19 protein-coding genes and 1 tRNA gene are annotated in these 21,639 nt (G+C 63.7%); 9 read left to right on the top strand and 11 right to left on the bottom strand.

Annotation, left to right across the window (positions count from 1 at the left end; translation table 11 throughout):
* On the top strand, positions 1-1,134 hold the full coding sequence (locus ACQY80_RS07225) for a CaiB/BaiF CoA transferase family protein (RefSeq protein WP_428685072.1): 1,134 nt from the start codon (positions 1-3) through the stop codon (positions 1,132-1,134).
* A gap of 64 nt (positions 1,135-1,198) precedes the next feature.
* On the opposite strand, the gene ACQY80_RS07220 is transcribed toward ACQY80_RS07225, so the two are convergent.
* Positions 1,199-3,472, bottom strand: a complete 2,274-nt coding sequence (locus tag ACQY80_RS07220; protein ID WP_428685070.1) for a TonB-dependent receptor — start codon at positions 3,470-3,472, stop codon at positions 1,199-1,201.
* Positions 3,473-3,668: 196 nt separating this feature from the next.
* Here ACQY80_RS07220 and ACQY80_RS07215 point away from each other — a divergent pair, with 196 nt between their 5' ends.
* The gene (locus ACQY80_RS07215) at positions 3,669-4,310 is read left to right on the top strand and encodes a TetR/AcrR family transcriptional regulator (RefSeq protein WP_428685068.1); all 642 of its coding nucleotides are present in this window, start codon (positions 3,669-3,671) and stop codon (positions 4,308-4,310) included.
* Here the strand turns inward: ACQY80_RS07215 and metW are convergent.
* Positions 4,307-4,894, bottom strand: coding sequence for a methionine biosynthesis protein MetW (gene metW / locus ACQY80_RS07210; protein WP_428685066.1), 588 nt, complete (start codon positions 4,892-4,894; stop codon positions 4,307-4,309). The genes ACQY80_RS07215 and metW overlap by 4 nt on opposite strands.
* Positions 4,895-4,897: 3 nt before the next feature.
* On the bottom strand, positions 4,898-6,019 hold the full coding sequence (metX, locus tag ACQY80_RS07205; protein WP_428685064.1) for a homoserine O-acetyltransferase MetX: 1,122 nt from the start codon (positions 6,017-6,019) through the stop codon (positions 4,898-4,900).
* 91 nt (positions 6,020-6,110) lie between these two features.
* Here metX and hisC point away from each other — a divergent pair, with 91 nt between their 5' ends.
* Both hisC and ACQY80_RS07195 read left to right on the top strand, forming a co-directional pair.
* Positions 6,111-7,226: a histidinol-phosphate transaminase gene (gene hisC / locus ACQY80_RS07200; RefSeq protein WP_428685062.1), complete on the top strand. Its 1,116-nt coding sequence runs from the start codon at positions 6,111-6,113 to the stop codon at positions 7,224-7,226.
* Positions 7,223-8,128 (top strand): prephenate/arogenate dehydrogenase family protein, encoded by a 906-nt coding sequence (locus tag ACQY80_RS07195; protein WP_428685778.1) that lies wholly within the window; start codon positions 7,223-7,225, stop codon positions 8,126-8,128. The genes hisC and ACQY80_RS07195 overlap by 4 nt, the downstream gene beginning before the upstream one ends.
* Before the next feature lie 9 nt (positions 8,129-8,137).
* Here ACQY80_RS07195 and ACQY80_RS07190 read toward each other — a convergent pair whose 3' ends face one another.
* The 4 genes from ACQY80_RS07190 to ftsE are packed head-to-tail and all read right to left on the bottom strand — an operon-like array spanning position 8,138 to position 11,054.
* Positions 8,138-8,869 (bottom strand): lysophospholipid acyltransferase family protein, encoded by a 732-nt coding sequence (locus tag ACQY80_RS07190; RefSeq protein WP_428685060.1) that lies wholly within the window; start codon positions 8,867-8,869, stop codon positions 8,138-8,140.
* 10 nt (positions 8,870-8,879) lie between these two features.
* Entirely contained in the window at positions 8,880-9,410 is a 531-nt protein-coding gene (locus tag ACQY80_RS07185) for a YdcF family protein (protein ID WP_428685058.1), read from the bottom strand.
* Entirely contained in the window at positions 9,407-10,324 is a 918-nt protein-coding gene (locus ACQY80_RS07180; RefSeq protein ID WP_428685056.1) for a cell division protein FtsX, read from the bottom strand. The genes ACQY80_RS07185 and ACQY80_RS07180 overlap by 4 nt, the downstream gene beginning before the upstream one ends.
* A 7-nt stretch (positions 10,325-10,331) precedes the next feature.
* Positions 10,332-11,054: a cell division ATP-binding protein FtsE gene (ftsE, locus tag ACQY80_RS07175; RefSeq protein WP_428685054.1), complete on the bottom strand. Its 723-nt coding sequence runs from the start codon at positions 11,052-11,054 to the stop codon at positions 10,332-10,334.
* Positions 11,055-11,212: 158 nt separating this feature from the next.
* Between ftsE and ACQY80_RS07170 the strand changes: the two genes are divergently transcribed.
* Positions 11,213-11,971: a zinc-ribbon domain-containing protein gene (locus ACQY80_RS07170; RefSeq protein ID WP_428685052.1), complete on the top strand. Its 759-nt coding sequence runs from the start codon at positions 11,213-11,215 to the stop codon at positions 11,969-11,971.
* Positions 11,972-12,010: 39 nt separating this feature from the next.
* Here ACQY80_RS07170 and ACQY80_RS07165 read toward each other — a convergent pair whose 3' ends face one another.
* A complete protein-coding gene (locus tag ACQY80_RS07165; RefSeq protein WP_428685050.1) occupies positions 12,011-13,072 on the bottom strand; it encodes a YeiH family protein in 1,062 nt (353 codons plus the stop codon).
* 101 nt (positions 13,073-13,173) lie between these two features.
* Here ACQY80_RS07165 and ACQY80_RS07160 point away from each other — a divergent pair.
* Positions 13,174-13,250, top strand: a tRNA-Arg gene (locus ACQY80_RS07160).
* 520 nt (positions 13,251-13,770) lie between these two features.
* Here the strand turns inward: ACQY80_RS07160 and ACQY80_RS07155 are convergent.
* From ACQY80_RS07155 to ACQY80_RS07145, 3 genes are all read right to left on the bottom strand, one after another.
* Positions 13,771-13,965 (bottom strand): hypothetical protein, encoded by a 195-nt coding sequence (locus ACQY80_RS07155; RefSeq protein ID WP_428685048.1) that lies wholly within the window; start codon positions 13,963-13,965, stop codon positions 13,771-13,773.
* Positions 13,962-15,110, bottom strand: coding sequence for a reverse transcriptase family protein (locus ACQY80_RS07150; protein ID WP_428685046.1), 1,149 nt, complete (start codon positions 15,108-15,110; stop codon positions 13,962-13,964). The genes ACQY80_RS07155 and ACQY80_RS07150 overlap by 4 nt, the downstream gene beginning before the upstream one ends.
* A 185-nt stretch (positions 15,111-15,295) precedes the next feature.
* A complete protein-coding gene (locus tag ACQY80_RS07145; protein ID WP_428685044.1) occupies positions 15,296-16,540 on the bottom strand; it encodes a phosphoribosyltransferase-like protein in 1,245 nt (414 codons plus the stop codon).
* 111 nt (positions 16,541-16,651) lie between these two features.
* Here ACQY80_RS07145 and ACQY80_RS07140 point away from each other — a divergent pair, with 111 nt between their 5' ends.
* The 3 genes from ACQY80_RS07140 (at position 16,652) to ACQY80_RS07130 (ending at position 21,511) form a co-directional block, all read left to right on the top strand.
* Positions 16,652-18,901, top strand: coding sequence for a hypothetical protein (locus tag ACQY80_RS07140; RefSeq protein WP_428685042.1), 2,250 nt, complete (start codon positions 16,652-16,654; stop codon positions 18,899-18,901).
* A 71-nt stretch (positions 18,902-18,972) separates the two neighbouring features.
* Positions 18,973-20,775 carry an Eco57I restriction-modification methylase domain-containing protein gene (locus ACQY80_RS07135; RefSeq protein WP_428685040.1) on the top strand — a complete coding sequence of 601 codons (1,803 nt, stop codon included), beginning with the start codon at positions 18,973-18,975 and terminating at the stop codon, positions 20,773-20,775.
* Between the two features lie 37 nt (positions 20,776-20,812).
* Entirely contained in the window at positions 20,813-21,511 is a 699-nt protein-coding gene (locus ACQY80_RS07130) for a PaeR7I family type II restriction endonuclease (RefSeq protein WP_428685038.1), read from the top strand.
* Positions 21,512-21,639: the final 128 nt, after the last annotated feature.

The raw sequence follows: 21,639 nt of genomic DNA, 5'->3' as shown, positions 1-21,639 counted from the left end.
GTGAAGGCACTGGACCCGAAACCCCTCGAAGGCCTGCGCGTCGTCGAACTGGCTCGTGTCCTCGCGGGGCCGTGGTGCGGACAATTGCTTGCCGACCTCGGCGCCGAGGTGGTGAAGGTCGAGCGGCCGGGGCCGGGCGACGACACGCGCGAATGGGGGCCGCCTTTCGTCACCGGGCCGGATGGCGAGGATCTGGGCGCGGCCTATTATCACAGCTGCAACCGCGGCAAGCGCAGCGTCGCGATCGATATCTCCAGCGACGCGGGACAGGCCGAGGTGCGCGCGCTGCTCGCCGACGCCGATGTGGTGATCGAGAATTACAAGGTCGGCGGCCTCGTCAAATATGGGCTCGATCCGGCGCGGCTGTGCGCCGATTTCCCGCAGCTTATCGTCTGTTCGATCACCGGCTTCGGCCAGACCGGACCTTATGCCCACCGCGCGGGCTACGACTATATCGTCCAGGCGATGAGCGGCTTCATGTCGCTGACCGGCGAACCCGACGGCGCGCCGCAAAAGGCGGGAATCGCTTATGCCGATATCTTCACCGGCATGTATTCGACCGTGGCGATCCTCGCCGCGCTGCGACGTCGTGACGTCACAGGGGCGGGCGCGCATATCGATATGGCGCTGCTCGACAGCCAGGTCGCAGTGCTCGCGAATCAGGCGGCCAATTATCTAGCGAGCGGGGTCGTGCCGAAGCGGATGGGCAATGCCCATGTAAACGTCGTGCCCTATCAGGTGTTCGCGACTGCCGATGGCCAGCTGGTGATCGCGGTCGGCAACGACGGGCAGTATCGCAAGCTTTGCGGCATATTGGGCGTGCCCGAATGGGCCGACGATCGGCGCTTCGTGAACAATGCGGCGCGGCTCGCGAACCGGACCGAACTGATCCCGTTGCTCGCAGCAAAGATCGCGGCGTGGGACGCGCAGCCTTTGTCGCTCGCGCTGGAGGCCGAAGGCGTGCCGGCGGGGCCGATCAACGACCTTGCACAAGTGTTTGCCGATCCGCAGGTTCAGGCGCGGGGCATGCGCTTTCGCCCCGAGGGTGCGTCGATCGACGGCGTCGCGAGCCCGATCGTCATCGATGGCGAACGCATGGTCGCGGCCACCGGCGCGCCGCCTCTCGCATCATAACGCCAGACTCAAAGAAAAAGGGGCGCCACGACGGACGCCCCTTTCCCCCCTTATTTTCCGATGATCAGAATTTGACGCCGGCGCGTACGGTGAAGGTGCGCGGCGCGCCATAATAAGCGGTGCGGATGCTGCCGATGCTCGAGAAATCCTGGCCATCGGTCTTGTAGCTTTTGTCCGACAGATTCTGGCCATAGAGGCCGACGCTGAACTTGCGGTCGGCATCTTCCCAGACGATGCGGGCATCGTGCAGCCAGTATCCGGGCTGGAACAGCCCCGCGATTTCGGTCTGCGAATTGATGAAGGTGTTGTCGACCGCGAGCGCGGTAGTCGAGCGATAGCGCGTCTGTCCGCCGATCGTCAGATAGCCCGAACCGCCCAGATCGGCTTCGTACTGCGCGCCGAAACGCATCGTCCATTTGGGCGCGAAGGCCGGACGCTGGAAGGCGCGGCTGCCGCCGGTTGCGGTGAAGCGCGCGTCCCTGAACTCCTTGTACTCGGCGTCGAGATAGCCGATCTGCGTATCGAGCAGCAGGCCGGTGACCGGGGTCAGCGCCAGCTCCAGCTCGGCGCCGCGAATCTGCAGCTTGCCGGCGTTGAGCACGCTGAGCACGGGGACGGGCAGGCCGGTGACGGGGTCGGTGTCGATGCCCGAGACGCGCGCCTGGAAATCCTTGTAGTCATTGTGGAACACCGCGACGCTGAAGCGCGCGATATCGTCGACCGATCCCTTGAAGCCCGCCTCGTACGACCAGACCTTTTCAGGCGCATAGGCGGTCGATTCGGCGACGCTGTTGGCACGGCCGTTGAAGCCGCCAGACTTGAAGCCCTTCGCCGCGCGGGCATAGAACATCAGATTGTCGGTGAAGCGATAGTCGATCGACGCCATCGGCGACCAGTCGTCCCAGCTCTGCTTGCGCGCGAACACATAGGGCGCGAGGCTGGTGAGCAGCGGGCTGGACGAGAAGGTCGAGGTCGTGCGGAAATAATCCTTCTTCTCGTCGGTGTAGCGGATGCCTGCCGAGATGCGCAGCGCATCAGTCAGCGAGAAGCTCGCATTGGCATAGGCGGCATAGCTCTTCGTCGTCAGATCGTCGTCGATCGTGCGCAGGAAGGTCGGATTGCCGAGCAGCGGCCCGATCAGGTCGTCGGCATAGGCCTCCTGATGCGATTCGATATTTTCCTTGAGATAATAGAGGCCGCCGACCGCCTGGAAGCGTTCGCCAGTGTAGTTGAGCTGCAATTCCTGGCTGAACTGCTTCTGCCAGACGCCGACGAAGACGTCGCCGATCTCGAGCTGAGTCGCGTCGATATCGACATAATCCTTGGTGACGAGGCGGCGATAGGCGGTGATCGACTTCAACTCGAGGTCGTCGGCGACATTCCATGCCGCGATCGCGCTGGTGCCCCAGTGACGCAATTTGGTCGAATTGGGCAGACTTGGCGTCGTGCGGCCCTTGAAGTCATAATCATTCGGATTGGGGTTGGCGGGCAGCGCCAGCGCGGTGCCGCCGCCGATCAGATAGGTAAGCGAGTTGAGCGGCTGGCCGACGGTCAGCGACGCATCGTCGCGCGAATAGTCGATCGACAGGTCGAGGCGGAAGTCGGTGCTGGGCGTGTAGGCCACCGCGCCGCGCACCGCGACGGTATTCTTGTCGTTGTAATCGCGGTCGAGCACCGCATCCTCGATATAGCCGTCGCGGCGCGCGTACATCGCCGCGAAACCCGCCGCAAGCGTATCGGACACGGGGCCCGAGGCCGAGGCCTTGAGTTCGAACTGATCGTAGCTGCCATAGGCGGCCGACAGGCCGCCGCGGAAGGTCTGCCCGGGCTTGCGGGTCACAACCTTGAGCGCGCCGCCGATCGTGTTCTTGCCATAGAGCGTGCCCTGCGGCCCACGCAGCACCTCGACGCGCTCCAGGTCGAGAAGGTCGAGCTGGGTTCCGCGGATGCGGCTGTAATAGACATCGTCGACATAGACGCCGACCGCGGGGTCGAAGGTCTGCAGCGCGTCGGGCTGGCCGATGCCGCGGATATAGATGTTCGTTGCGTTCGACGATCCGCGGCCCTGCACGATGTTGAGGTTCGGAACCGCGCCCTGCAGGCCGGTGGTGTCGGTCGCCTGGATCCGTTCGAGCGAACGTTCGGAGAAGGCCGAAACCGAGACGGGGACGGTTTCCAGCCGTTCCTCGGTGCGGCGGGCGGTGACGACGATGGCTTCGCCGTCATCGTCGCTGCTGGCGCCCGCGTCCTGCGCAAAGGCGGCGGGAGTGACGGCCAGCAGGCCGAATGCGCTGGTGGCGCAGGCAATATGACGGAATCGGCGAGCGAACGGACGCATGATCATCTCCCATGTGCGGGCGACGCTTTGCCGCCCTTTTTATGAAATCATTGGGCCCGGTCTTGCCAAGCCGTGCGACATCCAATAGTGAAACATGAACCAAGTTTCAACTTGGAATATGCATCGGCCGTTTTTTGCTTGCCAGTGGCGCGGATATGCCATGATGAGCGGGGGCCGGAGCGGGGAGACGGACGAAATGGATCAGCCGCACGTCGCGACGCCGATCGAAACCGGTGAAGCGGGCAATCCCGACAAGACCCCGCGCACCGAGCGCGGGCGGCGGACGCTCCGCAAGTTGCTTGATGCGGCGGCGATCGAATTTGGCGAGCGCGGTTTTCACGAAGCCTCGATCAGTGCGATCACCCGCCGCGCCGGCACCGCGCTCGGCAGTTTCTACACCTATTTCGATTCGAAGGACGAAATCTTCCAGGCGCTCGTTCGCTATATGAGCGAGCAGCTACGCGACCATGTCACCCCGCTCGTCCAGGCCGCACCCGACGAGATCAGCGCCGAACGGATCGGACTCGAATCCTATCTGGGCTTCGTGCGCGAGCATAAGGAAATCTACCGGATCATCGACGAGGCCGAGTTTGTCGATTACGCCAGCTATCGCCGCCACTATGAAACGACCGTTGCGCGCGTGCGCCAGCGGCTCGAAAAGGGCGCGGCGCGCGGCGAGATCCGCGCCGACGTGGGCGAGATCCATGCCTGGGCGATCGGCGGGATGAACGTCTTTCTGGGGATGCGCTATGGTCTGTGGGACGACGACGCCGACATCGGCGAAATCGCGCGGATCGCGAACGACCTGCTCGCCAACGGGCTTAAGAAGCAGGATTAATTGCGTGAAATCAGGAAGATGGCGTGTTCGGCGCGCCAGCTCGCGGCGGCGTCGCTCGTCGGCTTGTCGCCCGACAGATACCAGGCCTGCTCGACCCTGATCGTCCGCTCGCGCACCAGATCGCGAAAATCGCTGACCGTGACATGGTGGATGTTCGGGGTTTCGTACCACGCGACCGGCAGCAGCCGCGTGACCGGCATGCGCCCGCCCCACAGCAGCGCGAGGCGGATGCGCCAGTGCGCGAAATTGGGGAAGCTGACGAACGCGCGAGGTGCGATGCGAAGCAATTCGTCGACGATGCGGTCGGGACGCTCGGTCGTCTGCAATGTCTGCGACAGGATCGCATAGTCGAACGCGTCATCGGGATAGTCGGCGAGGTCGTGGTTCGCGTCGCCCTGCACCACCGACTGGCCGCGCGCGATCGCGGCGGTGACGTTGGCGGGGTCGATTTCCAGCCCGCGCGCATCGACATGCCGGTCGCGCAGCGCCGCGATCAGCGTGCCGTCGCCGCAGCCGACGTCAAGGACGCGCGCCCGCGGCGGGATCGCGCCGGCGATAATCGCGAGGTCGGGGCGTAGCGCCATTGGTCAGCTCCCCGTGTTCAGCGCGCCCGCGACGAGGCGGTCGAGCGCGGGCACGTCGAGCAGAAAGCTGTCGTGGCCGAAGGGCGCCGACAGTTCGACGAAGCTCGCTGCCGCGCCGACGCTCTGCAGCGCCTGAACGATGCGGCGCGATTCGGCGGTCGGATAGAGCCAGTCGGTGTCAAAGCTGACGAGCGTGAAGCGGACATCCTTCGCCTTGGCGAAGGCCCCCGCGAGGCGGCCCTCATACGGTTCGGCGAGGTCGAAATAGTCCATCGCGCGGGTGATATAGAGATAGGCGTTGGCGTCGAACCGGTCGGTAAAGGCGAGTCCCTGGTGCCTGAGGTAGGATTCGACCTGAAAATCGGCATCGAAGCCAAAACTCTTGATATCGCGCGCCTGCAGCCGGCGACCGAACTTCTCGGTTAGCCCTGCCTCGGACAAATAGGTGATGTGTGCCGCCATGCGCGCGACCGCGAGACCCTTGGTCGGGGCGCGGGCGCCGCCATAATATTGGCCGTCCTGCCAGTCGGGGTCGGCCATGATCGCCTGCCGCCCGACCTCGTGAAACGCGATATTCTGCGCCGAATGGCGCGCGGCGCTGGCAATGACGATCGCCGAGGCAAGCCGTTCGGGATAGGCGGAGGCCCACGCAAGCGTCTGCATCCCGCCCATCGATCCGCCGATGACGGCATGAAGCCGGCCGATGCCGAGATGATCGAGCAGCATCGCCTGTGCGCGCACCATGTCGGCGACAGTGATGACGGGGAATTGCATGCCAAGCGGCGCGCCCGACACCGCATCGGGCGTCGCGGGGCCGCTCGTCCCCATGCAGCTTCCCAGCACATTGGCGCAGATCACGAAATAACGGTCGGTGTCGACGGGCTTGCCGGACCCGACCATCCGGGCCCACCAGCCGGGCTTTCCCGTGGCGGGATGATCGCTGGCGACATATTGGTCGCCGGTCAGCGCGTGGCAGATCAGTACCGCGTTCGACTTGTCGGCGTTCAGCGCGCCATAGCTTTGATAGGCGATCGTCACCGACGGCAGCGACTGGCCGCTGTCGAGCGGCAGCGCGGTGCCGATCGTCACGCCGTGATGCCGGATCTGGTGGAGAAGGCTTGCCATGGTTCGCGCGGGGCTAAGCGGGTGCGGGACCAGTGTCAACGTGCGGGACTAGATGCTGGACTCGGGGCGTACAGCCGTTAAACGGCGCGGCATGACCGACGCGACCCCGACCCTTACGCCCAAGCCGTGGATCAGCGGCATCGCTCCCTATGTTCCCGGCAAGTCGGCGGGCGCCGACGGCCGTCCGCTGATCAAATTGAGCGCGAACGAAAATCCGCTTGGCACAGGCGAAAAGGCGCGCGCCGCCTTTGCCGCGGTGCAGGCGGTGCCCGACGCGCTGTCGCGCTATCCCGATCCGGGCTCGAACGAGCTTCGCGAGACGATCGCGGCGAAATTCGGGCTCGATCCGGCGCGGGTGATCTGCGGCAACGGATCGGACGAGCTGCTCCATCTCGCGGCGGGCACGTACGCGGGCGCGGGCGACGAGATTCTCTATGTGCGCTATGGCTTCGCGGTCTACGAGATCGCGGCGCGCCGCGTCGGTGCGGTACCGGTCGAGGCTGACGACCGCGATTATGCGACCGACGTCGATGCATTGCTCGCGGCGGTGACGGAGAAGACGCGCGTCGTCTATCTCGCCAATCCGAACAACCCGACCGGCACGCTCGCGACGCGCGACGAAGTGCAGCGGCTCTATGCGGGGTTGCCGAAGAACGTCCTGTTCGTGATTGATCAGGCGTATAGCGAGTATCTGTCGGAGGCCGAGGACGACGGCGGGCTCGAACTCGCGAAGGCCCAGCCCAATGTATTCGTCACGCGCACTTTCTCGAAGATCCACGGCCTTGCCGCCGAGCGTATCGGCTGGGGCTATGCCGCTGCCGAGGTAATCGCGGCGCTGCACCGCATTCGCCTGCCGTTCAACGTCACGCGCGCCGGACAGGCGGCCGCGGTCGCGGCGCTCGGCGACGAAGAATTCGTGAACCGCAGCCGCGAGCATAATGCGAAGTGGCGCGGCTGGCTGGTGCAAGAGCTTGAAGGGCTCGGCAACCATGGCCTCCGCGTCATTCCGTCGGCGTGCAACTTCCTGCTCGTGCTGTTCGAGGGCGAGACAAGCGCCGAGACCGTCTACAACCGGCTGATGGATGCGGGCTATATCGTCCGCTGGCTGCCGGGGCAGGGCATTCCGCAGGCGCTGCGCATGACGATCGGCACCGAAGAGGAGACGCGCGGGCTGGCGGCGGCGATCCGCGCCGCGCTGGCCGGCTGATGGCGATCGGGCATGTCACGATCGTCGGCCTCGGCCTGATCGGCTCGTCGGTCGCGCGGGCGGTGAAGGCAAGGCTGCCGGGCGTCGCGGTGACCGGCCATGACGCCAGCGCCGATGTCCGCGCAGAGGCACGCGCGCTCGGCTTTTGCGACCATGTCGCCGACCAGCCCGCCGATGCGGTTGCCGACGCCGATCTGGTGATTCTGGCGGTTCCCGTCGGCCGGATGGCCAATGCCGCCGCTGCGATCGCGCCCGGCCTACGCGCCGATGCGATCATTTCGGATGTCGGCTCGTCGAAGAGCGGCGTTGCCGATGCGCTCGGCAGGGCGCTTCCCGACCATCTCGTCATCCCCGCGCATCCCGTTGCAGGGACCGAGAACAGCGGCCCGGCGGCCGGCTTTGCGACGCTGTTCGAGGGGCGTTGGTGCATCATCACCCCGCCGACGGACGCGCCTGAAGACGCTGTCGCGGCGGTAGCCGGCTTCTGGCAGGCGCTCGGCGCGAAGGTCGATCTGATGGAAGCGGCGCACCATGACATGGTGCTGGCGGTTACAAGCCATCTGCCGCACCTCATCGCCTATACGATCGTCGGCACCGCGAGCGAGCTCGAGGAAGTGACCGAGAGCGAGGTCATCAAATATTCGGCGGGCGGCTTCCGCGACTTCACCCGCATCGCCGCGAGCGATCCGGTGATGTGGCGCGACGTTTTCCTCGCCAACAAGGATGCGGTGCTCGCGACGCTCCAGCGCTTTAACGAGGATCTGACGTCGCTGCAGCAAGCGATCCGCCGCGGCGACGGCGACAAGCTGGAAGACTGGTTCACGCGGACGCGGGCGATCCGCCGTTCGATCATCGAACAGGGCCAGGATGATGCGGCGCCCGACTTCGGGCGCAAGCACTAGGGTCAGGCCCTAGGCCGAAGCCTTGCCTGCCAGCAGCGCTTCGGGCGGGTTCAGCGCATTGATCGCGCGCCAGACGCGCTCTTCGGCTTCCTCGCGCGGTAGACCGGCGGGGATCGTCTCGCCGATCTTGTAGGTGATGGTACCCGACCATTTGACCCAGCGGCGCGGCGGATAGGCGATACCGCTGTTCACAGCGACCGGAATCACCGGCACGCCGAGCAGCCGATAGATGCCGGCAAAGCCCGAGCGCAGCGGGGGCGCTTCGCCATGCGGGATGCGCGTGCCCTCGGCGAACAGCACCAGCGGTCGCCCGATCGCGAGCGCGCCCTTTGCGGCGCCCAGCATCGCACGCATCGCCTTGCCGCCGCCGTCGCGATCGACCGGGATCAGCCCGTAGAATCGCGCCGCCTGCCCCCAGACGGGGATCGAAAACAGCTGCTCTTTTGCAAAGACCGCGGGCCATTTGAACAGCATCGGCTGTTCGATCGTCTCGAACGCGCCCTCATGCTTGAAGACGTAGAGGACGGGAATATCGGGCATCTCGCCCTCGACGACGATCCGGTGGCCCAGCACGAAGCGGCAGATCAGGCGGTGAAATATGGACCAGAGCCGTACGAACCAGCGCGTTGCGTGGTGCGATACCGGCAACGAGACTACCGCGCCGATCGAGCTGATGCTGCTCATGATGAAGAACAGGATCCAGAACAGGATCGAGCGGAAGAGGGCGATGGTGTAGCGCACGCAGCGGCCTTTACAGACCGAGCAGCCCGCCCGCCAGCCCCGCGAGATATTTATGATATTCGCGGAACAGGGTCGCGAAGCTCGGATGGCTGCGCACCGCATCGGGCAGGATCGTTACCTTGTCGCCGAGCGCGCGGCCAAGTTCGTACTCGGCGCGGCGCATGTGCCAGTCGGTGGTGATCAGCCGGATGCTCTTGTAGTTGCGCCGCGCAACCCACGATGCGACCTCGGTCGCGTTCGAGCGCGTATCCTCGGCCTCGAAGCCCAGCGCGATGCAGCAGTCGAACAGCTTTTGCGGCCGCTTATATTCGGCGGCGAGTTCCTTCGGCTTCACCTCGCGCGCGACGCCGCTGATCAGCAGGCGCTTCGCTTCGCCCTTTTCGAGCATCTCCAGCCCGCGGTCGATCCGCCCCGGGCCACCGGTCAGCACGACGATTGCGTCGGTCTTCTGCGGCGCAGCGGGCAGCGGCAGCAGCAGCGCGAACCAGGCAAAGCCCAGAATCCATGCAAGGAAAAGAAGGGAAATCAGCCGCTTGATCATAATATCTTCTGAAGCGCGGCGAGCAGGGTCTGGCGCGCCGTCAGTGCTGCGAGCGCGATAGCCAATAGCGGAAGCGCCAGCAAGAGCACCCATCCCCACGCGCCGAGCGAGGCGGTCGCAGCGAGTCCCGCCGTAACCCCCGACCATTGCCAGCCGATCAGCAGCAGGATGGCCCCCGCGACGATGGTGCCGAGTGTGATGCCGTAGGCGGTATCGATTGCGATCCGCCGCTGGAACAGGCGCGCGATCTGCTGGTCGGTCGCGCCGATCATATGGAGCATCTCGATCGTCGCATAATGGGTTCCGAGCGCCGCGCGTGCGGTCATGATCACGATGGCGGCGCTGGCCGCGGTCATCAGGACGACGAGTGCGCCCGCCACCCATGCGAGCGAGCGGATCAGCCGCGCGACCGGTCCCAGCCATTCGGCGTGCGGGATGATCCGCGCCCCCGGCGCCTCGCGTGCGACGATCGCGCGGAGCTGCGCCATGTGACCGCTACGGTCGCCGCCGACGAAATCGACATCGACGAGCGCGGGCAGCGGCAGCGATTTCAGCACCGGATCGTCGCCCCCGCCCTTGCCATCTTCGCCGCCGAACCATTGGCCGAGCATCGCCTGAAGCTCGGCGGGTTCGACCGCGCGCGCCGACCGGACGAAGGGCTGGGCGGCGGCGGTGCGGCGCAACGCGGCGGCCTGTTCGGCACGGGTGACGGGGTTCGCGGTGACGATCTGTACCGTGACGCGCCCCGCGATCGCGTCGCCGATCGCATTGGCCGACCGCGCCAGGCCGACGCCGGCAGCAGCGGCGAGCAGGGTCAGCAGCATCAGGATCGCGATCACCCACGGGGTCGGGCCCGACAGGCGGCGGTCGGGGAGCAGGCGGCGATGCTGGACGGGGACGCGCGGGATGATCATGCCGACCTCACGCCCGGTTCGGCGGATAGCGCAGCGCGCCGGTCGGATCGGACAGCCGTCCGCGTTCGAGCCGCATCATCTGTGCATTTTCGATCCGGCTGATCAGATGAATGTCGTGGGTCGCAACGACGACTGTGGTGCCAAGCCGGTTCAGCGCCTCGAACAGGCCGAGCAGGCGCATCGCCATCTCGGGATCGACGTTACCCGTAGGTTCGTCGGCGATCAGCAGCTGCGGCCGCGCGATCACCGCGCGCGCGATCGCGACGCGCTGCTGCTCGCCGCCCGAAAGCGTCGGCGGAAAGGCGTCGGCGCGTTCGCCCAGCCCGATCCAGCTCAGCATTTCGCCGACCGGTCCCGCCAGATCTTCCTCGCTCACCCCCGCGATGCGCAGCGGCAGCGCGATATTGTCGCGCGTCGACAGGTGAGGGATCAGGCGGAAATCCTGAAAGACGACGCCGATGCGGCGGCGAAAGCCCGGCAGGCGGTGGCGCGGCATGTTCACCAGATCCTCACCGAACAGGCGAATGAGACCGCGGCTCGGCCGCTGGGCGAGATAGAGCATCTTGAGCAGCGAGGTTTTCCCCGCACCCGACGCGCCGGTCAGAAAATAGAAGCTGCCGGGCTGAAGGTTCAAGCTGATGTCGCTCAAAACCTCGGCATCGGGGCCATAGCGCAAACCCACGCCGTTGAATTCGACCATCGCGCCGCCGGGGCGAGCGGGCGACGTCATGCCGTCATCCGGGCGCGGCCACGCGCCATTTCCGGTTCGCCGGGCAGGGTAGCAAGGGCGCTCATGGCCCTGCCTGTTACACGGCTGTCCACCGACGTAAAGCGCGAAGCGTGACACGGTGCTTGCAACGCGCGAATCGGCGTGTTTAGAGGGGCGCCATGATCCTCGCCTGCCCGTCCTGCCATACGCGTTATGTCGTGCCCGATACGGCGATCGGACCCACCGGGCGCACCGTGCGCTGCGCCAGTTGTCGCCATAGCTGGTTTCAGGAACCCGCGTCCGTCGCACCGGTAACGGTAACGCCGCCGCCTGTTCCCGAAACGCCAGAGGAAACGCCGGTTGTGCCGGATCCCGTTTCGGCGACCCCCGTGGTCGAGGAGCCCGTTGCCGCTGCCGCGCCGCCTCCGCCCGAGGCCTTCGCGGTTCCCGAGCCGCAGCCGGTGCTGCCACCCGCAGCCGACGCTCCGCTGCCCTTCCGCCGCCCGCGCCGCAATCCGGCGAAGCGCTGGACATGGATTGCGGGCGCCGCCGCAGCGCTGATGCTCGGCGCGACAGGTGCGCTCTACTGGTTCGGCCTGCCGGGCTGGGCACAGGGGCTCGGCATTCCGGGCATGGCCGACGAACCCGACCTCGTCATCGAACTGCCGCCGAACCAGGATCATCGCGAACTGCCCGACGGCACGATCTATTTCGCGGCGTCGGGCGTCATCATCAATCCGACCGACCGCGAACAGCGCGTCCCGCCGATCCTTGCCGAGCTGCGCGATGCGCAGGGGACGATCGTCTACAGCTGGACGATCAAGCCGCCGGTGCGGATGCTGCCGCCGAACGAGAAGGTCAATTTCAGCGAGGCGAAGCTCGACATTCCGCGTCGCGCGACGCAGCTGACCGTCAGCTGGGCGCTCCCTAAAAACTGATAAATCAAGCGGCTGTATCGACGCCGTGGCGGCGTGACGTCACAAAAGCTTCGCGGCCGCGAGAGCCAGCAGGAAACTGGTCAGCGTGGCGACGATGATCGGCGCGAAGCTGCGCCAGCCCTGATCGAGCAGCAGGTGCAGCCGCGCCTTCATCGCGGTCGCGACGATTGCAAGCAGCAACAGCGCCTGCGCGCCCATATTTGCTGCATCGACCGCGGGCTTGGGCAGTGCGACGAGCGAGTTGATCGCGGCGAGGCCCAGAAAGCCGAGAATGAACCATGGCAGCCGCAGCGGGATGCGCCGTTTGCCGGCGGTCTCGCCGTCCGCGCGCGCCAGCCACAGGCCGGCGAGCATCAACATCGGCGCGAGCAGCGCGACACGCGTCAGCTTGACGATCGTCGCCACCTCGCCCGCCTGCGGTGAAAAGGAAAAGCCGCCGCCGATCGCCTGCGCGACGTCATGAATCGACGCGCCGATCAGAAAGCCCGCTTGCGTGTCGTTGAGCGCGAGTTCGGTCGCGAGCACGGGATAAAGCGTCATCGCCAGCGCACTCGCGACGGTGATTCCGACCAGCGTCAGCGTGAAGCGCGCCTGATCGACGCGCTTGTCGCCGATCAGCGAATAGAGCGCGAGCGCCGCCGACGCGCCACAGATCGCGGTCGCGCCGCCCGCGAGCAGCGCGGCGTGACGCTCCTGCCGGAACAGCGGCGCGCTTGCGACCGTCACGACGATCACCGCGAGCATTATACCGATCAGCAGCGCGAAGGGTAGCGGCCCCAGCTCGGCGAGCTGTCCTGCGGTGATCCGCACGCCGACCAGGACGATGCCGACACGCAGCGCGGTCTGCGACATCAGGTCGAGCCCGGCGTGGGTGCGCCTGTCCTGCGACAGAAAGCTCATCGACAGACCGATCAGCAGACCCATCAGAACCAGCGGCGCGGCATAATGGTCGGCGAGCCAGGCGGCGGCGAGCGCTGCCGTCATGGTGACGAGCACGCCGGGCAGATAGTCGCGCAGCCGCCGCTTCGCGGGCGGCGCAGCCTCCAGCTGCATCTCGCCATACAGGTCGGCGGCCATCGGCCAGCCTTGCTCGGACGCCATCAACCGCTCCCCTTCACGCTGCGGGCTTTGCATATCCCCCGCCGGCGGTCGATAGGCCATTGCTGGGGCGCCAAGCTCTTGCTAGAGGCCCTGTTCTACCGGCACCCGTAGCTCAGCTGGATAGAGCGCTGCCCTCCGAAGGCAGAGGCCAGGGGTTCGAATCCCTTCGGGTGCGCCATTTCTTCTTATATTTCAGTTGCTTGGCTGGGTTCCGGAGGTGGGTTCGCGCGCCGGTATTTTGCCGCGTAAGCACCTCGTTCGTGAAACAATGCTGTTACGCGCTGAAATTGAAGGGCCGCGGCCCGAATCCAAGGAAGCGCTGGTCCATGATTTCAATGCTTTAGAAGCATTCTGAAGGTCTTCGAAGACCGGCCCCTGCCTTCGTTGGAAATGCCTTCAAACGCGCCGACTGTTGCCAAACATGCTCGCGGATTGCCCGGAATTGCTAATGTTCGGGCACGGCAACTTTGCGCCTGATGTCGGCCGTTCTGGTCCTGATTGCGCGGTGCCCGAAAGCGGTCGTTCGATTGCAACGCGGATAGCGACAGCTCCGCGCCTGATCCTGGGCGTTCTGCACTTGCTGGAGTTCTGCCTGAAACCGGCCATTAATTGGTGCCTTTTGCGAGACGTTATCTTCGTACCTATCTTTTGCGCGCAGGTCGGCTGCTCAGCGTAAGTTATATTCCTCCTTGATCAGATTAGGTGAAGATCAGAGAGACGTTTTCGCAGCAATTGTGCGGATCTGAAAAACCGTGCGGGTAGTCGAAATGCCGCACTACCTTGTTGCGTTCGAGGAACTCCAGCAGCCGCCGTGCCGATGCATCGATGCGCGGTTTTAGAGGAGCCTGCTCCAAGGCCACCGCATGGGCAGCTGTCTGGTCGGTGCCCGTCATTGGTTTTTCGGCATATCGAGCGACCAATTGATCGCATCAAATCGATCGCGCATCGCCGCCGCGTATTCGGCGTCCACTGACTTGGCGAAATCGATCAGTCCGCGAACATGTCTATAGAGCCCTGAAATAGTGTCGAACCCGCGTGCGGCTTGATGGGCCTCGGGTCCAAGTTTCTCGATATAGTGGAGATGTTGGCGCAGCCGATCGCGGAAATCGCGACTGAGGTTGGGCTCGGGGCCGTCAACGAGAAGGCCGAGTACAACTTTGCGCGCGCCCGGAGGCACGATCCGCGTCTTTCGATCGTTCACCTTAAGCCCGATCTGGCCAAGCAGCCTGGTTGTCATTTGGATCACCTCGACGGCACGCTGGCGGTCGTAATTCCCGGTCGTCGAGAAGGTGATGTCGTCGCTGTATCGCGTATAGGTCAAGCCTTCCTTCACGGCGAGCGCCGCGAGCAGCCTGTCCATTCCGGTCATCACGAGATTGGAGAGCATCGGACTGGTTGGCGCTCCCTGCGGAAGAAAGCCCAAATCCTGTTGGCGATAGAAGCCGATCGTATATTTCCAGCAGCGGTGTGCGCGCCACTCAACTCGCTGGTAACGTGCGCTTTGGCTCGGCGCGTGCGTGCAGAGTCTGGCCAACTCGAATGCGACGAGGGGCGCATATCCGGCGTTCAGGAACACCCGATAAACCTGAATCTCGCTGATCGAACCGAAAAAGCCGGAGATATCGAGTTTGATCAGCCAACGAGCACCGCAATGCATCTCCGCACAGCGGAAGATCGAGGAGTTAGGGGCAAAGGCAAAACTGGCTGGATGCACCGGCAACTGAGAGAGAATGTGCGATGCGATCCAGCGCTGGACCGCCATCAATCGATGCTCCGGAACGCTGATCAGCCGGCGGCCACCCGAACGCTTGCGAATTCGAAAGTAGGTATATCTGTCCCAGCGAGGCCCCATGACCATTCGGCGGAGGCTGAGGTAAGATATGTCGACGCGGCGGGCCAGATGCCCGAGTGTCAGGAGTGCTGGAAGTTTTGGATTCGTGATGAGAAAGGTGTCGATTGCGGCTGCAGCGCGATCGACGGTCTCGGCGTCGAAACCCTGGTCGTATCCATTGTTACGATAGCGTTGAGGAGACCACATAAAGGACTACTTCGAGATCCGCCGCAGGCGGATGCATGCGGCTTTCCAGGAGACCCGCGCTCGTGAAGGGAAGCCGTATGCAACCTCCTGTCACGCGTGGGCTTTGTCTGAGAGCAGCGGAAATCCGCGCCCCAACGCATACCGTTTGAGCAGCGTCTATACGTCCTTTCGGACGCGCACTAGCCTCAAGGTGGCCTCCTCAACTGACGGGGATAATATGTGTCTTCTCCGATGGGGGGAACCCATAATTTCCTACGCCCCGGATCTGGTGCAGCCCGAAGTTCGGCGCGTCCCTTTGCCGTGATACGGAGCGTTGGCGTCAGATAACCGCGCGCGATGCAGCCATCGATTAGATCGGTGCAAGCGCGCCGGTCGTAACCCGTCGCATAGCCCAGCGCGGCCCGGCTGCGAATGCCCGAAGCGACAAGGGCGAGGACGGCTGTCGTCGCCATTCCGAGCGGCGGCGCTCCCGACACTGCGGCCGTCACCTCTTCGGGTTCGTCGACCAGATCTGCTAGCAATGTCACCGGATCGCGCGCCAGGATGTCGGGTGGGAAGGCGGATGCCTGTTCGTTTCGGACCGCCCTATCCGGGAAAAGAGGCTGCCAGACATGTTTACGTGAAAGGGGCGCCCACAGAATGGCCGGCGCATTATTGGGGCAGCCGTGCTCGAATATGAGCGCAGCCATGGTGTCCCCGAAGCCGAGACGTGTCCGTGGCCGGGAGGTGCGTCCTCCATAATACTGGCAAAGTGCGACAACCGCTTCGTGGGTTTCCGGGCGCCACGGCATGTCGTCGAAAGTGGGGCAATCGCGGTGTACCCGGATCCGCGGCGCGCATTTAAGACGGCGTAACTTTTCGATACCCGATCGCGTTCCCGAGTAGGCGATGGCAAAAAACCGTATCTGGTGGCGACTGTGCCACGACATGACGCTCGGCGAATGCCACATCGACGTGATGAATTCGCTAGTCCGTTTTCCGGACCCGATGAAATCGTCGACGAGGAAAATGGCTTTCGCGCGCTCTTTGCGCAAGGTCTCGAGCGACGGATGATTGAGGAACTTTCCTGGCTGTTCCTTGACGAGATTGCGGATCATGTTGCCGATCCGGACCTCGCTGCCGAGGTCCGCGCCCCGCGGCGCTGCATCGAGCGGTGCAAACGGATCCTTGGCGTTCGCATGGATTTGAAAATAGTCGTCGCTCGGCTCGGTCTCGCGCGTGGCGTAAAGTGCGACCGGACCTTCGATCTTTGCCGCCTCGTCCTGGAGAAGGCGGGACAAGGCGCGCTCGAAGGCTGAATGCGAGACCAGCGTCAGCGCACCGAGCAAGCGGGTGGCAAGCTCAAGGTCCTCGTTCTTGAATTGCGACAGCCAAGCCTTTCCATTGACGGTATTGGGCAGGCGCAGCGCGACGTCGTCGGGAAGCGGCACCGTTCGCGAATCATGTCCGGTCATGAGGCGAGCGTAGCGCTTTGATCATACGGGGGAAGCCGGACTTGGACGATAATGGCCTATTCGCCTATCGCGGCGCAGGAGCCGATTATGACAAACCCCACCACGCTTGCACCTTTCGAAATCTCCTATGTTTTTGCGCTGCCCGATTGGAAGCCCACGCAGGTGACGCCTTTCCAAGGCTTTGCGCCCGGGCTCCTCGAATATCTGCCCTATTTCCAATACATTCCTGCGCTTCCCAGCGATCTCATCGAGCCGACGCTTGAGCTGGAAGAACGCCTCGTTCGCCGCCGCGCCGGGGCGGGGGCCTGGAACTGGACGCCCATCAATCTCTCGACCTTGTTCGGCAAGCGCAAGCCCCGTCCGAGCTTCCCGTTCGTGGTCCTGTTCTCGGCAACCGAAGACACCGCAAAGCGCGTGTCCGCCTGGCGCCGAGATCTGAGGCTCAAGCCCATCCACGTCAGCCTGCACAGGAAAGGCGGGGCGCTTCATCCTGCCGACCTGACAGAGGATGTCTTGCGCCATCATCTCATCCAACTCGCGCAAAAGGCCGGCCGGATGGACAAATCGCTCAACTTTAGCGCCCATCTCGCAGCCTTGAATGCGTGGCGCCCAATCGATCGCCGTCCTTCCAGCCTGCATTTTCATTGGCACAATGTCACCGCGCCGAACGAGATGACGCTGATCGGCGCAGGAGAGCTCCCCAACGAGGAGGAGGCGGGGCGGCTGATCGCTTCGCCTGCGCAGGATTATATCGACGCGATAACGCAATCGACCGAGGCAGTAATGGCGCTTTGGCCCGGCGAATCGGAAGACGGCAAGGATCCGGGCGAGCCGGGCCTGGCAGCGCTCGGCAACCGCCCCGATATCGTCCTGCTTGCGCCCGCTATGTATCGCGGGATGGCCAAGAAGATGGAGCGCTTCGCCGACGCGTCCCCTTTGAAGCGAGCCTTTCGAACGCTTGATCGGCAGAGCGGCTACACAATGGAAATCCCCTTCGATCCGGAAGGAGATGAAAAAACCGTCGCGCGCCAGCGGAGCACAATAGCTTCGATTTTCGGTCTGCGCGGGTCAGAAATGAAACTGACGACTCTCGCTGTCGGCCTCCGCGCGGCCGGAACGCTTGCTGCGACGATCCGGCTTCCTCCGGCCGTGAACCGCACAGCTGGCGTGGTCGGCCAGCTCGCACGTTTTGTGCGCGCCCATGAAAACCCGCCCCCCGTCAAATCATCGCGTGTGTTTCACATCGTCCAGGACGCGCTGCGCGACGCCATACTCCCCGAGCACCTGGAACTGATCGGCCGTTCGCGCAGCGGCATTAAGATCGTTGCTGACGCGCCGCTCGAATGGCTACCAATTGGCGGATTGCCGCTCGGCATACGCTTCGACGTATCGCGGATCGACACGACACCCGGCAATCTGTTCCTCGACCAGATACGCGCGCCTGTCCCACTTGCGATTTCACCCGATTCCTTTCGCGATTATCTCGTTCTTTCGATGTTCGATGATGGCGATCCAATCGCCCCGCACCTGCGCCTCGGTGCCTTAAACGCGATGGACGGCCAGCAAAAGCCGATCATCGGCAAGTTCGCGTCTCCAAAAAATCCCGAGGAATTTGCGGGCGCAATCAATCGCTTTCGGGGGCCGATGCTGATCGTCGACAGCCACGGCGACCATCCCGATGGCGACGCGCCCGGTGCTCTGGTCATTGGCGGTAAGAGGTTCGATGTCTGGAGCCTTCGCGGCAAGGTTCGGATGCCGCCGATTGTCGTCCTCAGTGCCTGTGACACCCATGCTTTCGACCGATCGCACGCGACGGTCGCCAATGGATTTCTCGCTTGCGGCGCACTCGCAGTGGTAGGAACCTCGCTCCCGATCCGAGGTGCGCAAGCCGCACGCTTCGTCATGCGGCTCATCAATCGGGCGGTTCATTTTGGCGGTATCATGAGCAAAGCTGGGGTGCCGGTGCCCTGGTCGCATATCGTCGGGGGCGTGCTGCGGATGGATATTACCGCCGATATCATTCGCGGGTTCGAAGCCAGCGGTCAGTTCGACAATGCTGTTGGCGACGCGATGCAGATTGAGGCCAACAAGGATATCAATCCATTGAGGTCAGATTGGTACGAGCGCTTCCAAGACCGCGTGTTCGCAGCTTGCGCGATGGAGCGGGCCGCATGGGATCGGCAACTGGCCGATTTGATCGCGAGTTCGGACGCAATTCGATATGTGCATCTTGGCAATCCCGAAGCGATCATGGTCGCGGCGCCCGATGTCGCTGCGGCGACATTCAGTGCTCTCAAGGGCGGTTATGCCCCGGAGATAGCACTCGCTGCAATATGAGGGAAAAGGCCGGTAGGCGGGCGGACTTCTTTTGAAATGGAGCCGTGTCGCCATTGACAAGAGCCGGGCAGATGTGGTCTGCTTTTGTTCTAATGTCCTCCCTCCCGATTATTGAAACCGGCGCTGCCGTGTCCGAGCATGAACGGCCCGCCCGCGGACCTGAAATGCGCCAGCCTTCCTTATGGGCGGAAATGTGTTTGGTCACCGACGCGATTAAGGGAATGGCGGCGGCGGGCATCGACGAAAGGGGCGCGATCTTCACGCGGCGCGAGGTGGTCGACTTCATACTCGACCTTGTCGGATACACCGGCGATCGTCCGCTTCATAAATGGCGCCTCCTCGAACCGTCGTTCGGAGGCGGAGATTTCCTGCTGCCCGCCATCGATCGCCTGCTTTCCGCCTGGAGCGCGGCGAATGAGGATGGGAGCATTTCTTCGCTCGAGGGCGCTATTCGAGCGGTCGAATTGCACCAAGGCTCGTATGCCGAAACGCGCATCAAGGTCATCGATCGCCTGATCGCGGAAGGAATAGATCGGGTCGACGCGGACGCGCTTGCGTCCCGTTGGCTTATCGATGGCGATTTCCTGTTGGCGCCCCTCGATGGGCATTTCGATGTCGTGATCGGCAATCCGCCCTACATCCGCCAGGAAATGATCCCCGATGTGCTGATGGCGGAATATCGCAGTCGATACCGCACCATCTACGACCGTGCCGATATCTATGTGCCTTTCATAGAGCGCTCAGCGCAACTGCTCGGTCCCGGCGGACGGCTCGGCTTTATCTGCTCCGACCGCTGGATGAAGAATCGTTACGGCGGTCCGCTAAGGGCCTTTGTTGCGCGCGATTTCAATCTCAGAATATATGTCGACATGGTCAATACGCCGGCCTTTCATTCCGACGTCATCGCCTATCCCGCGATTACCGTCATCGCCCGCGAGAAGGCGAGCGCAACCCGCATCGCGCATCGTCCGGGGGTCGACGGCGATGAACTGCGGAAGCTCGCACAGGCACTTTTAGCGAGCGAAACGCCGGACATCGCTAGCGGCGTTCGCGAAATCCATGCGGTCACCGACAGCTCCAATCCCTGGCTTCTCGAATCCTCCGATCAGCTCGCCCTTGTCCGTAGACTCGAGTCTGATTTTCCCGCGATCGAAGAGGCAGGCTGCAAGGTCGGGATTGGCGTCGCCACAGGTGCCGACAAGGCCTTCATGGGTCCCTATGAGGCGCTCGATGTCGAACCGAGCCGCAAACTGCCGATCGCGACGACGCGCGATATCAATTCGGGCGTCGTCGAGTGGCGCGGGCTTGGCGTCGTCAATCCGTTCGGCGACGATGGCCGTCTCGTCGACCTTGCCGATTTTCCCATGCTCCGCAGCTATCTCGAAGAACGACGGGATCAGATCGACCGGCGCCACGTTGCGCAGAAGGCGCCCGCCAACTGGTACCGGACCATCGATCGCATATACCCGGAGCTTGCGACGCGGCCGAAGCTGCTGATCCCCGATATCAAGGGTGAGGCGAATATCGTTTACGAGGGCGGGAAGCTCTATCCGCACCATAACCTCTACTACATGACCTCCGAAAGCTGGGACATGCACGCGCTGCAAGCCGTACTGCTCTCCGGCATTGCGCGACTGTTCGTGGCAACCTATTCGACCAAAATGCGCGGCGGCTTTTTGCGTTTCCAGGCGCAATACTTGCGTCGCATCCGTCTTCCGAAATGGGCCGATGTACCTGTCCATCTCAGAGCTAGGCTCAGCGAGGCAGCCGAGGCAAGGGACCTGGAAGCCTGCAACGAGGCCGCGTTCGAATTATATCGGCTGACCCCGGAAGAGCGGGCCGCCTTGGGGGGAAAATCCGGGAATGGCGCTTGATCTAGCCGACTATGAAAAGAAGACGCGCGACGCGACGATGGCCTTCTGGGGCAATCGGCAGAAGGCGCTGGAGGCGAAGCTCGAAAGCGGCAAGGCCGACATCGGGGAACGCGGGGCAGTCACCTCGGGCACCAACATGGACGGCTTCGTCGCGTTGATGATCGATATCGTCGAGGCCAACGGCCTCGCTCACGCTGAGATCCATCGCACCAAAGGCGTCCTGACACTTCCCGGCTTTTTTAGGCCGACCAAATTGTGGGATATCCTTGTTATCAACAAGGGGCGTCTGGTGGCCGCCATCGAAATGAAGAGCCACGTCGGTCCGTCATTCAGCAACAATGCCAACAACCGCGCCGAGGAAGCGATCGGGACGGCGCATGATTTCTGGACCGCCTATCGTGAAGGCGCTTTCGGCATGGATACGCCGCGCCCTTTCATCGGCTGGCTCGTCATGGTCGAAGATGCCCATCGATCGCGCAGGCCTCCTAAGGGTCGTAAGGCTAAGGCTCATTTTCCGATGTTCCCCGAATTTGTGGGGGCATCCTATCTTGAGCGGTACGATATTCTCTGTCAGAAGCTCGTGCGCGAGAACCTCTATGGCGCCACCTGCGCGCTCTCGTCGCCGCGCGAAGCTGTCGACACCGGGGATTATGCGGACCTCTCGGAACTGACTGGCATAAGGTCCTTCGTTTCCGCCTTCGCTGGCCACATCGCGGCCGAGGCTGCCCGCGGCTGAGGCAGGTGCTTTTGCACTTGGCCTCTCGCGCCTCGATCTCGAAGGTCAGGGCAAGGCGGCGGTGGCGATCATTCGCCCCGGTAACTCGAATGGCTTGTCGAGCGCATTGAACTGCTGCAGTTCGAGGT

Origin of the sequence: Sphingopyxis sp., assembly GCF_965279755.1 — a bacterium.
Taxonomy (GTDB): domain Bacteria; phylum Pseudomonadota; class Alphaproteobacteria; order Sphingomonadales; family Sphingomonadaceae; genus Sphingopyxis.
Note: the sequence above shows the minus strand (reverse complement) of the source record. Positions and strands in the feature narration are given on the sequence as shown.

Bases quoted from the DNA above. Each gene is read 5' to 3' on its own strand.
- ACQY80_RS07220 (WP_428685070.1), bottom strand. From the start codon at position 3,472: ATGCGTCCGTTCGCTCGCCGATTCCGTCATATTGCCTGCGCCACCAGC.
- ACQY80_RS07215 (WP_428685068.1), top strand. From the start codon at position 3,669: ATGGATCAGCCGCACGTCGCGACGCCGATCGAAACCGGTGAAGCGGGC.
- metW (WP_428685066.1), bottom strand. From the start codon at position 4,894: ATGGCGCTACGCCCCGACCTCGCGATTATCGCCGGCGCGATCCCGCCG.
- metX (WP_428685064.1), bottom strand. From the start codon at position 6,019: ATGGCAAGCCTTCTCCACCAGATCCGGCATCACGGCGTGACGATCGGC.
- hisC (WP_428685062.1), top strand. From the start codon at position 6,111: ATGACCGACGCGACCCCGACCCTTACGCCCAAGCCGTGGATCAGCGGC.
- ACQY80_RS07185 (WP_428685058.1), bottom strand. From the start codon at position 9,410: ATGATCAAGCGGCTGATTTCCCTTCTTTTCCTTGCATGGATTCTGGGC.
- ACQY80_RS07180 (WP_428685056.1), bottom strand. From the start codon at position 10,324: ATGATCATCCCGCGCGTCCCCGTCCAGCATCGCCGCCTGCTCCCCGAC.
- ftsE (WP_428685054.1), bottom strand. From the start codon at position 11,054: ATGACGTCGCCCGCTCGCCCCGGCGGCGCGATGGTCGAATTCAACGGC.
- ACQY80_RS07170 (WP_428685052.1), top strand. From the start codon at position 11,213: ATGATCCTCGCCTGCCCGTCCTGCCATACGCGTTATGTCGTGCCCGAT.
- ACQY80_RS07165 (WP_428685050.1), bottom strand. From the start codon at position 13,072: ATGGCGTCCGAGCAAGGCTGGCCGATGGCCGCCGACCTGTATGGCGAG.
- ACQY80_RS07155 (WP_428685048.1), bottom strand. From the start codon at position 13,965: ATGACGGGCACCGACCAGACAGCTGCCCATGCGGTGGCCTTGGAGCAG.
- ACQY80_RS07150 (WP_428685046.1), bottom strand. From the start codon at position 15,110: ATGTGGTCTCCTCAACGCTATCGTAACAATGGATACGACCAGGGTTTC.
- ACQY80_RS07140 (WP_428685042.1), top strand. From the start codon at position 16,652: ATGACAAACCCCACCACGCTTGCACCTTTCGAAATCTCCTATGTTTTT.
- ACQY80_RS07135 (WP_428685040.1), top strand. From the start codon at position 18,973: ATGTGGTCTGCTTTTGTTCTAATGTCCTCCCTCCCGATTATTGAAACC.
- ACQY80_RS07130 (WP_428685038.1), top strand. From the start codon at position 20,813: ATGGCCTTCTGGGGCAATCGGCAGAAGGCGCTGGAGGCGAAGCTCGAA.